The organism is Nitrosomonas supralitoralis, from assembly GCF_003011925.2.
GTDB classification, from domain to species: Bacteria; Pseudomonadota; Gammaproteobacteria; order Burkholderiales; family Nitrosomonadaceae; genus Nitrosomonas; species Nitrosomonas supralitoralis.
This window is the reverse complement of the sequence record NZ_PXXU01000010.1, coordinates 52,817-66,673: the sequence shown is the minus strand read 5'-3', so window position 1 is coordinate 66,673 and position 13,857 is coordinate 52,817. Positions and strand designations below refer to the sequence as shown.

At 42.4% G+C, this 13,857-nt stretch carries 14 protein-coding genes and 2 tRNA genes; 2 read left to right on the top strand and 14 right to left on the bottom strand.

What is annotated here, in order from left to right:
- Positions 1-19: 19 nt before the first annotated feature.
- Entirely contained in the window at positions 20-805 is a 786-nt protein-coding gene (locus tag C7H79_RS05145) for an enoyl-ACP reductase FabI (RefSeq protein ID WP_106706224.1), read from the top strand.
- Between the two features lie 27 nt (positions 806-832).
- On the opposite strand, the gene C7H79_RS05140 is transcribed toward C7H79_RS05145, so the two are convergent.
- The 14 genes from C7H79_RS05140 to C7H79_RS05075 all read right to left on the bottom strand — a co-directional run bounded on the left by C7H79_RS05140 (position 833) and on the right by C7H79_RS05075 (position 12,046).
- Positions 833-2,716: a SurA N-terminal domain-containing protein gene (locus tag C7H79_RS05140; RefSeq protein WP_106706223.1), complete on the bottom strand. Its 1,884-nt coding sequence runs from the start codon at positions 2,714-2,716 to the stop codon at positions 833-835.
- A gap of 76 nt (positions 2,717-2,792) precedes the next feature.
- A tRNA-Asp gene (locus tag C7H79_RS05135) sits at positions 2,793-2,869 on the bottom strand.
- Positions 2,870-2,890: 21 nt separating this feature from the next.
- Positions 2,891-2,966 (bottom strand) — tRNA-Val (locus C7H79_RS05130).
- Between the two features lie 15 nt (positions 2,967-2,981).
- A complete protein-coding gene (locus tag C7H79_RS05125) occupies positions 2,982-3,254 on the bottom strand; it encodes an HU family DNA-binding protein (protein WP_106706222.1) in 273 nt (90 codons plus the stop codon).
- A gap of 241 nt (positions 3,255-3,495) precedes the next feature.
- Positions 3,496-4,488, bottom strand: a complete 993-nt coding sequence (locus tag C7H79_RS05120; RefSeq protein ID WP_106706221.1) for an NAD(P)H-dependent glycerol-3-phosphate dehydrogenase — start codon at positions 4,486-4,488, stop codon at positions 3,496-3,498.
- Entirely contained in the window at positions 4,485-4,967 is a 483-nt protein-coding gene (locus C7H79_RS05115) for an SH3 domain-containing protein (RefSeq protein WP_106706220.1), read from the bottom strand. Before C7H79_RS05115 ends, C7H79_RS05120 begins: the two co-directional genes overlap by 4 nt.
- 36 nt (positions 4,968-5,003) lie before the next feature.
- A complete protein-coding gene (gene secB, locus C7H79_RS05110) occupies positions 5,004-5,441 on the bottom strand; it encodes a protein-export chaperone SecB (RefSeq protein WP_106706219.1) in 438 nt (145 codons plus the stop codon).
- A 72-nt stretch (positions 5,442-5,513) separates the two neighbouring features.
- The gene (gene grxC, locus C7H79_RS05105) at positions 5,514-5,771 is read right to left on the bottom strand and encodes a glutaredoxin 3 (RefSeq protein ID WP_106706218.1); all 258 of its coding nucleotides are present in this window, start codon (positions 5,769-5,771) and stop codon (positions 5,514-5,516) included.
- Between the two features lie 6 nt (positions 5,772-5,777).
- Positions 5,778-6,212: a rhodanese-like domain-containing protein gene (locus tag C7H79_RS05100; protein ID WP_106706217.1), complete on the bottom strand. Its 435-nt coding sequence runs from the start codon at positions 6,210-6,212 to the stop codon at positions 5,778-5,780.
- 231 nt (positions 6,213-6,443) lie between these two features.
- The gene (gene glcF, locus C7H79_RS05095) at positions 6,444-7,694 is read right to left on the bottom strand and encodes a glycolate oxidase subunit GlcF (RefSeq protein ID WP_106706216.1); all 1,251 of its coding nucleotides are present in this window, start codon (positions 7,692-7,694) and stop codon (positions 6,444-6,446) included.
- The gene (gene glcE / locus C7H79_RS05090; protein WP_106706215.1) at positions 7,695-8,774 is read right to left on the bottom strand and encodes a glycolate oxidase subunit GlcE; all 1,080 of its coding nucleotides are present in this window, start codon (positions 8,772-8,774) and stop codon (positions 7,695-7,697) included.
- A gap of 5 nt (positions 8,775-8,779) precedes the next feature.
- Positions 8,780-10,234, bottom strand: a complete 1,455-nt coding sequence (locus tag C7H79_RS05085) for an FAD-linked oxidase C-terminal domain-containing protein (protein ID WP_106706214.1) — start codon at positions 10,232-10,234, stop codon at positions 8,780-8,782.
- Positions 10,235-10,242: 8 nt separating this feature from the next.
- Positions 10,243-11,148, bottom strand: coding sequence for a 2-hydroxy-3-oxopropionate reductase (locus tag C7H79_RS05080; protein ID WP_106706213.1), 906 nt, complete (start codon positions 11,146-11,148; stop codon positions 10,243-10,245).
- Positions 11,149-11,716: 568 nt separating this feature from the next.
- Positions 11,717-12,046 (bottom strand): hypothetical protein, encoded by a 330-nt coding sequence (locus tag C7H79_RS05075; protein ID WP_106706212.1) that lies wholly within the window; start codon positions 12,044-12,046, stop codon positions 11,717-11,719.
- A 394-nt stretch (positions 12,047-12,440) separates the two neighbouring features.
- Between C7H79_RS05075 and C7H79_RS05070 the strand changes: the two genes are divergently transcribed.
- Positions 12,441-13,721 carry an EAL and HDOD domain-containing protein gene (locus C7H79_RS05070; RefSeq protein ID WP_106706211.1) on the top strand — a complete coding sequence of 427 codons (1,281 nt, stop codon included), beginning with the start codon at positions 12,441-12,443 and terminating at the stop codon, positions 13,719-13,721.
- Positions 13,722-13,857 lie beyond the last annotated feature (136 nt).

The window sequence follows — 13,857 nt, the reverse complement described above, 5'->3', positions numbered from 1 at the left end:
AATTTTACAAGGAAAATTTATGGGATTTCTCGCAAATAAACATGTACTCATTACAGGATTACTCAGTAATCGATCCATTGCTTACGGCATCGCAAAAGCCATGAAACGCGAAGGTGCGTCATTAGCATTTACTTATCAAAGCGAAGAACTTCGCGGTCGGATCGAGAAGCTGGCTGCTGAATTTGAAAGCAACTTGCTATTTCCTTGCAATGTAGCGAGTGACGAGGAAATTTCAATGTGCTTTGATCAACTTCAAAAGCATTGGAATGGATTGGATTGTATTATCCATTCAATTGCTTTTGCACCACGTGAAGCCTTAGTGGGAGATTATCTGGAAAGTGTCAGTAGAGAGGCTTTTCACATTGCTCACGATATCAGTGCCTATAGTTTCTCTGCTCTTGCCAAGGCTGCCCAGCCATTAATGCATGAAAGGAATGGTGCGCTTTTGACATTAAGCTACTTAGGTGCTGTCCGTGTCATGCCCAATTACAATGTAATGGGATTAGCCAAAGCCAGCCTTGAAGCAAATGTTCGTTTCATGGCATCTAGCTTAGGTCCAAAAGGAATACGTGTGAATGCTATCTCTGCCGGGCCAATCAAAACTTTAGCAGCTGCTGGCATTGGCAATTTTGGAAAATTATTAGGACATACCGAGAAAGTTGCACCATTGCGCCGTAATGTTACCATCGAAGAGGTAGGTAATGTCGCTGCTTTCTTATGCAGTGATCTGGCTAGTGGAATTACTGGAGAGATCACTTATGTTGATGCAGGCTTTAACACAGTCGCATTTAATCTCATCGATTAAGCACCATTAGAATGGCAGATAAAGCAATCAGAAACTATTTTGCTTAATTTTTACATCATACTGTTGTCTAATTGCAGCAAGATAAGACGATATTTCTTCTTGGGTTATCATTTGCTGCAACTGTTTGGTAAATTTTTCAAGCGTCACTTTATCAACTGGTTCAGGCTCTATTACTTTACTAATCCGTATTAAATTGAACTCGCCCTCTGGATTAACAGCACCGGTATAAACCGGAAGCTCATCAGTTTCTGCTCTAAAAATAGTTCGCAAAGTTTCATGATCCAATCCTTCCGGCTGCATATAAGAAATCAACTGATCATCACTCCAAGTAACATCATCAAGAACTTCTCCCGCTTGCAACCGAGCAAGTTTCGCTTGCCCTTCTGCAGCAGCCATAGATTCAGCCATCTTCTTCTTGAGTATTTCCACAATCTCATCTTTGACAGCTGTCAGTGGCTGAGCAGTAGCTGGCATGTATTCACTAATACGCGCAGATACGAATGTATCAGGATTAACTTCGATAGCCTCCGTGTTACGATTATTTGAAATAACATCATCCGAAAAAATTGATGCCAAGAGATTCTCATTGGAAAGTATATCGGGTTCTACAGAACCTCTTGTAATCCAGTCACTCTTTTCTACGGTTAATTCAAATTTTTCTGCCGCTGCTTGCAGGCTTTCGCCTTGCTCATACACAGCATTGCTAAAATCCTCGGCAATTTCACCAAATACACTTTCTACCATCTCTAGCTTAAGTTTATTCTCAATTTGCTCACGAACATCTTCCAGTTCTGGGTGCCTTTCTTCCTTAATAGCGGTTAACTTAATTATATGCAAGCCAAAATCTGTTTCTACTATGTCACTGATTTCATCCGGTTGCATTGAGAAAATTTTATCCTCAAAAGATTTAACCATGACACCACGACTAAAGAAACCCAGATCACCTCCTCGCATGGCTGAACCAGGATCATCTGAATGCTCTTTTGCCACTTCTGCGAATTGATCTGGACTCTGTATAACCTGCTCCAAAATTTTCTCAGCATTATTTCGTGCTATTTGTTTTTCTTCCTCTGATGCATCCGCAGACACACTGATTAAAATATGACTAGCCTTACGTTCTTCAGATTGACCAAATTCAGATTGATGTTCTGAAAAATAAGTGTCGATCGCTTCATCACTAACAGTTTCATTTTTTGCCACCTTATCCAGAGATAAAACCAGATATTCGACCTTGGCACGTTCCGGCAAATCAAAATCAGTTTTATGCTGCTCATAATAAGCAGAAATGTCTTCTGCTTCAGGTACTACTTGGGAGAGGAATTGATTGGGTGCAATTTTAGATTGACTGATCTCACGACGAACTTGACTAAGATAGTGTACTTTCTCAGCAGTAGTTCTTGGAGTGATTGCATATTCACTATAGCCATCCAGCAATTGTTGCAGCAATAATTCTTGGCGCACACGTGATTCAAATACTGCAGGAGTAAGACCTTGATTACGTAGCAATTCTTCATATTGCTGTTTGGAAAATTTATTATTCTTCTGGAATGCCTGCACATCTTGAATAGTTTTGATTAACTGTGAATCTAAGACCACAAAGCCATTTTTAACAGCTTCTTGATGCAATAATCGTTGCTGAATCAGTCTTTCAAGTACAGAATTTCTCACTTCAAAATTATCAAGCATCGCGCTATCGAAATTTGCACCAAGCATAGCCCGCATTCTTTCATGGTGATCGCGTAATGCTTGTTCATACTCTCGTCGAGAAATTTCTTCACCTTCAACGATTGCAACATAGCCTTCACCACCATCGCTCCGGTATGATTCCACACCCCAAAACATAAATGGCAATACAGCCAAGCCCAGAATAACTTGTACGATACGTTTTTTTCGGTTGACTAGATCAAACACAATTAGAATCTACGAAAACTATTAAAGTGGAAAGAAACTAGAGAATTAATGTATTTATCTAATTCTTACTTTGTTTTGGCGGAGTGGACGGGACTCGAACCCGCGACCCCCGGCGTGACAGGCCGGTATTCTAACCAACTGAACTACCACTCCAGAACTAGCTATTTTGTTGATTGGTGGGTGCTGACGGGATCGAACCGCCGACATTCGCCTTGTAAGGGCGACGCTCTACCAGCTGAGCTAAGCACCCCAATCAGAAAGTGCGCTAGTTTACTGCATCTTTAAGTGCTTTACCAGCACTGAATTTTGGAACCTTAGCTGCCTTGATCTTAATGGCTGCGCCGGTACGAGGATTTCGGCCCGTTCGTGCAGCTCTTGTACCCACTTTAAAAGTTCCAAATCCGACCAAAGTTACACTGTCATTGTTTTTAAGCGCTCCTTTTATTGCAGTTAATGCTCCATCTAATGCGCTGCCTGCTGAAGCTTTAGAAATTTTAGCCGATTTTGCGATAGCTTCAATGAGTTCGGATTTGTTCATATAATTCCCCTTCTAAGTTTATAATGGTAATTAAATCACAAGCAAATACTGCAGACGCACTTATATCAAGCTGTTAGCGCTCGGTCAAGCAAATTAAGGCGTTCCTGATACATCATTTATTTGACTGATCCATGTTACAAAAGAAACATTTTTTAATTTTCTCAAACAATAAATCATTATAAACAATCTCTTGATAGCAAATAAATAGAAATTAATCTTACTTTCCCGAATCGATTCAATATCAATAAATTTCTGATTTCTGCTCACGATTTAACAACACTTCGACAGCGCTTCGGGCCGATACACCTTCGTGTAAAATACTGCAAACCGCTTGTGTAATCGGCATTTCAATATTCAATTTCTTACCTAATTTCAGCACTGACCGCGCGGTATGCACACCTTCAGCAACATGCCCCAACTCATTCAAAATATCATGCAATGTTTTCCCTGCGGCCAGCATCAATCCTACCTTTCTATTCCGAGATAGATCACCAGTACTTGTTAAAATCAAATCACCTACGCCAGCCAGTCCCATAAAAGTCTCCATCTTTCCGCCTAGACCAAGACCTAGACGAGTAATTTCCATTAACCCACGAGTAATTAGGGCGGCACGTGCATTGTAACCAAATCCAATACCGTCAGAGATACCTACTGCGATAGTAATTACATTCTTTATCGCACCTCCTGTTTCCACGCCAATAATGTCCTGACTAGTATAGATTCTCAGTATAGAGCTATGCAATTCAGCTGATACTCTGCTTGAAAATTCAGGATTGCTTGAGGCAAATGTCAAAGCTGTCGGCAAACCTTGTGCAACTTCTTCTGCAAAACTGGGACCTGATAGAACTCCGCAATATGAAAGTATGTCACCATACTCTTCTTCAACTATTTGATGCGGCAGATAAGCGGTTTCTGTTTCAAAGCCCTTACACCCCCATATAATCGGTATTCTGATATTGTTTGAAACGATAGCCCGTAAAGTTTCGCGCAATCCTGCAATGGGAACAACAATCAAAGCCAGATCAACACCCTCCAATGCCTCGATAAGTTGCGAGGTGATTTTTAGAGATGCAGGTAATGAATATCCAGGTAGGAAAGCTTGATTAATGCGTCGATTACCCATATCAACGGCATGATCTGGATCTTTCGTCCACAAATTAATTTGATGGCGTATCGAGAAACTTATTGCTAATGCTGAGCCCCATGCACCTGCACCCAGTATCGCAATTTTCATGAACCCCAAACCTGATTGACTTTGACAAAGCCTATTTGTCCATCGGGATGACGTACTTTTACCCAACCATTGGAATCAGACTGCAGCCATTCCATAACGATATTCTCTTCAGCCTGAAATACTAATTCTGAGTTAATATCAGCGTATTGATAAACATCAGCCAATGGCACTGTCACAATAACGTATCGTTGCTGACTCAAGTCTTTCTTCTGAATCCAAGCAAGGCCCCCGCTGCTATCACGAACTTTTGCCCATCCATCGACATCCACCACGACCTCAACCGGAAGATGGCGACCTGCAACAAACAATTTATCAGCTTGTAATGACGGCGCATCATACATAACGATTGCATTCTCGGCTATTGAAAAAAAATTCATCTCAGCGGTCACGTAGCCCGGGAATAAAAAACTGATACTAATCATAACGATCAGTTTTTTATATTTCAACCAACGAAATCGATTCTGCAAAACTTTAATCATAATAGGGTTACGTCAGGCTCCAAACCTCATATTCGTTTAGTTTGCGTTGGACTCAGCTTTCTTTTGTTGATAAATAGCTTCAAAATTTACCGGATTGAGTATTACCGGTGGAAAACCGGCCCTAGTCACAACATCCGATACTACTTCACGTAAATAGGGAAAAAGAATATTAGGACATCCGATACCCAGAACGGGATCCACCTCTTCATCCGGAATATTCTGAATACGAAAAATGCCTGCCTGTTGAGTCTCAACCAGAAACATAATTTTGTCTTTAATCTTAGCTGTAACCGTTACTGTTAAGAGCACTTCGTATAAACCTGCATCAATACTCTGATTTTTAGTTCCAAGCTGCAAATTAATCTCGGGCGTATCTCTTTCTAGAAAAATTTTAGGTGCATTAGGAATCTCAAGAGATAAATCCTTCACATAAATTTTCTCTATAGCAAAAACTGGTTGCTGTTGCTCACTCATATTTAATATCCAGTAGTGATTTAAAAAGTTAACTTATATTGCAAATCGCAAGTAAACACTTAAATTTTGCGATCAAGTTGCCAGTAATGCCACCAATTCCCCCTTACGATCAAGTTGTGTTAGATCATCATAACCTCCGACATGCCGATCCCCGATGTAAATTTGAGGAACCGTGCGACGGCCGGTTTTATTCATCATTTCAGAGCGTTGATCAGGATCCAAATCAATACGGATTTTTTCAATTTCCTCAACACCTTTTGAACGCAATAAATTCTCGGCCATTTTACAATATGGACAAAAATTCGTTGTATACATAATCACTTTGGGCATAGGTTTTTAGCGCTTCGCAATAGGCAAACCAGCGCGCTTCCACGCGTCAATACCACCCATCAGATTAATCACCTGTAAAAAACCATTTTTCTTCAATACCTGACTGGGATTGTTTGATCGAATACCGCTGCGATATATTACAACAATAGGTTTTTCCTTAAACTTCTGAATCTCTGTCCAGCGCTCTGCAATTTTTTCAGCGGGAATATGTTTAGAGTTTGGTAAATGGCCTGCTGCATACTCGCTATCATCACGAACATCTAGCACTAACGCATCCTGATAGTTGATTAATTGTACCACTGCTCGTGCATCAACCTCTTTAATGCCACGCTGCGTAAGCATAGGCCACAATAACAATGATCCACTGACTAATGCCGTAATAACAAAGAGAAGATTTTCCAACCTCAGTAAAAAATGATCTTGAAATATTGATAATTCCATATTAATTCTATTATGTTTTTAAACGATGATTTTATCAGAAACTGAAAAATCGCGGGGTTCCTTTATCCTGTCGCAAAGAACAAGTACTTTATCCAGTTAAGGCTCTGATTGAAAAATAATTGGAAAGTTAATTCTAAAGAAAGCTGTGTTAGCGAGCATCCGATTAAATCCAGAGCAATTCAGAGCAGCATCGTTGCTTGAAAAAATTCATTTACTGAGAAAAAAGTAACCTCATACTTTATGACGAGTTAATCGCTCATCCAATAACTCAATCCAGTGCTTCACTGGTATTGATGTGCCATTTTGCAAGTGCATCAAACACCCGATATTTGCCGTAGCAACCTGAGCCGGTTTTCCTGACTCAAGAGCAATGACTTTATTTTTCAATAGCTGCTGTGAAAGTTCAGGTTGCAAAATTGAATACGTACCTGCTGAACCACAGCATAGATGTGCATTGGGTACAATGGTTAGCTCAAAACCGACCGCCATCAGAATCCGCTCCACTACACCACGAATTTTCATGCCATGTTGCAAAGTACAAGGCGAATGAAAAGATAATTTTGTTTGATTCAATTCTAATCTTGATTTAGCCAATTCTTGGAGATTCTCGGTTTCAAGCAATAACACCTCACTAATATCTTTGGTCAAAGCTGAAATATTCGCTGCTTTTTCTGCATAATTCGCATCATGACTTAATAAGTGCCCATATTCTTTGACCGTTACACCACATCCACTGGCAGTCATCACAATCGCTTCGATTGCTTTTTGTTCAACGAAAGGCCACCAAGCATCAATATTGCGCCGCATATAATCAAGCCCATCCTGTTGGGCATTCAAATGAAAGGTGACTGCACCACAACACCCTGCATTTTCAGCCTTGATCAATGATATGCCCAGACTGTTTAACACGCGCGCGGTAGCGGCATTAATGCTAGGCGCCAATGTCGGTTGCACGCAACCGTCAAGAACCAACATTTTTCGCGCATGCTGCTCTGCAGGCCATGCACTGGCAGGAACAGGCTTAACCGGAATTTTTCTTTTGAAGCGCTGCGGCAAGAATGGGCGCACAATCTGACCTGCCTTCAACAATGCATTGAACAGTAATGGATTAGGCAAGATCTTCCGTAATGTATAACGCAACACCGCTGATCCAAGATTACGCTTTACCTGTTTCTCAATTATGCCACGACTGATATCCACCAAAGCACCATAACGTACACCTGAAGGACAAGTCGTTTCACAGGCGCGGCAAGTCAGGCAACGATCCAGATGCAACTGCGTTTTTTGCGTGACTAGTTGTCCCTCCAGCATTTGTTTCATCAAATAAATACGGCCGCGCGGACTATCCAACTCATCACCCAGAATCTGATAGGTAGGGCAAGTAGCCAGACAAAAGCCGCAATGCACGCAGCTACGCAAAATGGCATCCGCTTCCTGTCCTTGCGGTGAATTTCTTATAAAATCAGCAAGCTTGGTTTGCATTTATAATTCTGAATAAAGCCGGCCGGGATTAAAGATTCCCGAGGGATCAAACTTCTCTTTCAGCAAACGATGAATTTTCATCATGACCGGATCTAGCGGATGAAACACATCAGTACGAAACGCATCACTACGAAATAACGTAGCATGACCGCCAGCATCTTTAGCTGTTTTACGAATTAAATCCTGATCTACACTGTTTGCATCGCAAAGCAACCACCTTAGGCCACCACTCCACTCCAACAATTGTTTTCCGGGCAGTGACAGAGGCGCTGTTGTAGATTTAATCGATAAACGCCACAGTTGTTTATCTGATTGAAAAAAGTCATGCGACTGCTCGCGCACCGATTGCCAGAAGTCCCTATCTTCTGCCAGCTCTTCACCTCCCAATTTTATCTGTGCAGCTCGCACTGCTGATTCAGCACCAGACAGCCTGAGCAACAACACACCATCAACATAACAAGTCGCCGAAATCGGCAGCGGCTTACTAGCCCATTGATTCATTTTTTCAATCGCTGCAGCTTCATCCATGGGCATCTGCACCGTAATTTCAATCGGTGGTTTTGGCAAGACTTTCAGTGAAACTTCCAACAATACACCTAACGTACCCATGGCCCCCACCATCAATCGGGAAACATCATAACCAGCGACATTTTTCATCACTTGCCCGCCAAAGCGTAAATCTCCACCTCTTCCGTCGAGCAATCTCGTACCCAATACGAAATCACGTGACGCACCAGCAGCAACACGACGCGGACCTGATAAACCAGCAGCGATACAACCGCCCAAAGTCGCATTTGCACCAAAATGCGGCGGCTCAAATGCCAGCATTTGTCCATGCTGCGCTAGCAAAGTCTCCAGATCTACTAAGCGCGTACCCGCACGCGCTGTAATCACCAGTTCACTCGGTTCGTAATCAATAATGCCGCTATATGCCGTTGTATCCAGCAACGTATCTTTTTGCCCGAATGACGGATTACCATAAAAATGTTTGGTACCGCCGCCGCGTATTTGTAGTGAAGATTTGTTCTCCGTCGCGCTACAAATGACTGCTTTATATTGATCGATAATGGCTTGTGGCATGGATTCTAAAAACGCGGCAATTCCGCAAATCTTTCCTCGCCACGATGCACATGCATGGCACCCAATTCAGCGCAGCGATGCAAAGTAGGGACTGCTTTACCAGGATTCAGCAATCCCATCGGATCAAATGCCGCCTTCACAGCATGGAACATTTCCAACTCACTCTTGCTGAATTGGATACACATCTGATTGATTTTCTCCATCCCCACACCATGTTCCCCGGTGATAGTGCCACCTGCATGAATGCACATCTCTAGTATTTTTCCGCCAAACTCTTCGGTCCTTTCCAATTCACCGGGCTGATTGGCATCGTATAATATCAAAGGATGCAAGTTGCCATCACCGGCATGAAACACGTTCATGCATCGTAATCCATATTCCTGAGAAAGCTTCTCAATACCGTTCAATACATGCGCCAGACGTTTGCGGGGGATAGTTCCATCCATACAATAATAATCAGGTGAAACTCTGCCCGCTGCAGGAAATGCCGCTTTCCGACCGGCCCAGAACTTGAGCCTCTCGGCTTCATTGCGTGAGGTGCTGATTTTGGTCGCTCCGCTTTGCTGCATGATGGCATAAATTCGTCTGATTTCATCTGCTACTTCTTCAACACTGCCATCTGATTCGCACAGTAAAATCGCCGCCGCATCCAAGTCATACCCCGCATGTAAAAATTCTTCAACCGCATGGATAGTAATTTTATCCATCATTTCCATACCAGCGGGAATAATGCCTGCGGCGATGACATTCGCCACTGCATTGCCTGCCTTGAGTACATCATCAAATGCTGCCATCACCAATTGTGCTTTTTCCGGTATTGGAATCAGTTTCACGGTAATTTCCGTGACTATACCCAGCATGCCTTCACTTCCGGTCATTAATGCGAGCAAGTCATACCCCGCGCTATCCAGACTCTCACCACCTATTTCCAGATACTCTCCGTTAATCATCAAAACTCGTAACTTAACTATGTTGTGCACAGTGAGACCGTATTTCAAACAATGTACGCCGCCCGAATTCTCAGCCACATTGCCACCAATTGAACAAGCAATTTGCGATGAAGGATCTGGTGCATAGTATAAACCATACATCGCTACTGCCTCACTAATTGCCAGATTCCTGACTCCCGGCTGCACACATGCTATACGCGCCAGTGGATCAATAGCGACAATTTGATTCAACTTAGCTAATGACAGCAAAACACCTTGTGCATGCGGCAGCGCACCTCCCGACAATCCGGTACCCGCACCTCGTGCCACGATAGGAGTTCTCGTTGCATGACAAAGTTGCAAAATTTTGACGATTTGCTCCTCCGTGTGCGGCAACACAACCACCAAAGGTAATTGTCGATAGGCTGATAGGCCATCGCATTCATATGGCCTCAAATCTTCGGTTTCGTATAGCACCGACTCATGCGGTAATATCGCACGCAGTTTGTTAACAAGTTCTTGTAGAGCCATGCAGTTAATTATTCCTGATGCTTCCGAATTTCGTGGTCAGCTAGTTTTTCCAGTACTTTCACAATAGCAGAATTATCCCATTTTGCACCACCATGTGCGAGACAAGCAGAAAATAATTCTCGAACCGTGGCGGTATTCGGTAAACTCACACCCAAAGTTGAAGCGCATTCCAACGCAATATTCAAATCTTTTTGATGTAATTCGATGCGAAAACCGGGCTCAAAGCACCGATTAATCATTCTTTCTCCATGCATTTCCAGCACACGCGAAGCTGCAAAACCACCCAACAAAGCCTGCCGGACTTTCTCTGGATCCACACCTGCCTTGGATGCGAACAACAATGCTTCAGCCACTGCTTCGATCGCTGAAGATACGACGATCTGATTGGCAATCTTGCAAACTTGACCCGCACCATTTTCTCCCACGCGTGTAACACTCTTTCCCATCAATTCAAGAATGGGTTTGATTTTTTCGAACACCGTCATGCGCGCACCCACCATGATTGTCAGTGCCGCATTTTGCGCCCCGACATCTCCGCCAGAAACTGGTGCATCCACATAATCATGTCCCAACAGATTAATACGTGCTGCAAATTTGCGCGTTTCCAGTGGCGAAATCGAACTCATATCCACAATCGTCTTGACCTGGCTCGAGCTAGGTTCCAAACCCTCGACAACACCATTACCGTCAAATAAAACTTTCTCCACATCCGGTGTATCTGGCAACATAGTCATAATAACATCTGCATGCTGTGCTACTTCTTTAGGCGAAAAAAACTCTTTGCCACCCAGCGCAATCAAGTCTCCGGGCACCCCACTGCGCGAGTGCAGAAACAAATTATGTCCTCCCTTGATCAAATGCCTGGCCATAGGTTTTCCCATGATACCCAGACCGATAAAACCGATATTTGCCATAGCCAATAATAAATATATAAACCCGATTTAAAAATGCATGAGTGAGAGAAGCTAATTACATCATACTTAACTGTTTTTTAGAAACCAATCGCTCGTCCTACTGCATCGACTTCGCTAATTCAGCCTAGTTAACTGATCATTTCACCAGTTGCTGGAACCAGGATAATGCAGAGCATGAGATAATGTAATGATCAGGCAGATTCACGCAATATTGCGGCTAAACTATAAATTTCCAATATACCCTCCGACTTCCATTATCCAAGCAATCCCCAGATGCATAACCACTCCCTACATCATAGACTTAGTTCTATACGCAATAATTCCCAACACCCATCCACCAAAGAGGGAAGAAACACATTTCAACAGTGACTTACCAAAATGAATATAACAATAGAACATAAACATCGGCAAAATCGCCGTTGCGCCTGCGTAATGTACAAAAGCAAACATCAGAAATCCAGAGAGAATAATACAAAGGTTACAAAATCGATCTCATAACTGATCACTACAGCAGCTGGTACATCAGCAAGTTGTCCGTTTGAGGCGCAGTAAAAGCAATTTGCTTTTACTAGGGGTAAGTATACAAAAAATTGGGTTGCGTACTGGCAAAAATGATCAGTGGTATCATCAGCAGTAACATCCGGCGGTAAAGGCCGCCACCGAACGTTATGTATCGTTGCGCCCCAAAAACTTGGTTGCGCGCGGGCAGCAGCCTGTACAAGACAACCAAAGGAATCAGCACGATCAGAAAATTAAATGGCAAAGTAATGACCGCCGCCAAATAATCAGCCCGGATTCCTTCCAGCATATTTCCCAGCGGATTGGCAATACTCATTCTAACCGCAAACAAGGCTGGCGCAAGCAGCAACACCCAGAATACAGGCGAAGCGATTATCAAATATTTCCTGAATTTGATGGCAAATACACAGGGAACGACAAAAGTGCAGCAAACTGATAATATTGATAACCTATTCCAGCGATTATTCTTCTCTTGATAGCCTATTGATAATAGGATAATAGACTAATCCATATACAATAGAAAAATAACATCCCTTTATCCTCTGTGCTTGAGTCATCTTGCAAATACAAAAAATAAGCACCTGATCAAAATCGATATTTAGCTATTAAAACCCGCTTTATTATCGCAAAGCAATCTTCAGTTTTGCTATATGCTTTCCCCCAGCTAAAAGATAATTTGCATGAATGCTTATTATTCAAGGTAATTGTATTTTTCGTAATAGCATCGACTAACAGAAAGTTACACGTTGCAATCGAATATTCCGGAGGAATCTATGGGAAAAGTCTGCCTTGGCCGTCAACCAATTCTAGATCGCAATCACAACCTAGTGGCATTTGAGTTGCTGTTTAGACAAGAAGAATCAGAAGAAACAGCTAATTTTACTAATGATTTGTCGGCATCCGCGAACGTTATCGTGAATGCTTATGGTAAATTCGGAATCCACAACGTGTTAGGTCATTTGCGAGGTTTTATCAACGCAGATCCTGATCTTATTTTAAGTGACATTATTAGTTTGTTACCCAGTAAGCATATTGTGTTAGAAGTGAGAGAATCTGCATGCATTACGGCGGAGTTTTTACAACGATGCAAGGAACTAAAACAGAAGGGGTATCAGTTTGCGCTCGACAACATTGTGGCTATTAACAGTAAAGTCGAACTGCTGTTGCCCCTGGCCAGTGTCGTCAAAGTCGATGTTCTGGCTCTGACTAGAGATCAACTCACCCAGCTTGTCAATCAACTCAATCATTGGCCTGTATTACTTCTGGCACTGAGAGTTGAAAGTCAGGAACAGGAAGAGCATTGCAGGCAATTAGGCTTCCAAATGTTTCAAGGGTATTACTTTGCCAAACCCGAAGTCATGTCGGCCAAACGGGCTGATCCTGGCAAGATGCCATTATTAAAGCTATTAGCTTTGATTTTACGTGGCAATAGCCTAGATAGCAATAGTGATAGTGAAATTGACGAAATTGAAAAGGAATTTAAACTTCAACCCAGCCTGAGTTATAACCTGTTGCGTATGGTGAACGCAGGTAACGATGGTTTACCGCTTAAAATTAATTCTATCAAACAAGCCGTTCAATTAATGGGATGCAAACAGTTACAGAAATGGATACAGCTTTTACTCTATACCTCCAGTCAATCGAAAGATAGTTTATCCGATGAAATCACGCAAACTGCTGTAATACGTGGGAAATTGATGGAATTAATCGCAACGGCCGAACGCCCTCATGATAAAAATTACCAGGAACGTGCCTATATGATCGGCATCTTATCTTTACTAGATGAACAACTTGGCATTGAAATGCAACAAATTATCAGAAAGTTAGGAATTTCTGATGACATGACTCTAGCTTTGCTAACTCGCCACGGACGTCTGGGTCAGGCATTAAAATTAATAGAAGCCAAAGAAAAAGGTGAAATAGCGTCTATTCATTCCATTTTATCGGAGCTCGATTTTCTGAGTCTGGAAGAGTTATCTGATATCGAAACACAAGTAAAGGGATGGATCGATCGCACCAACGCAACTGCAAACAAGCTTTCAGACGTAGCATAATCTCTTATAATCTGACAATTCATGTTATTTACACTAATATTTTTAAAAAATTTCATTATCAGCAAAGACATAAACGGCTGAAACACCCATACTCATGACGCGGCGCGGCATAGCTCGCTGTTTTAAGTCTGAGCGA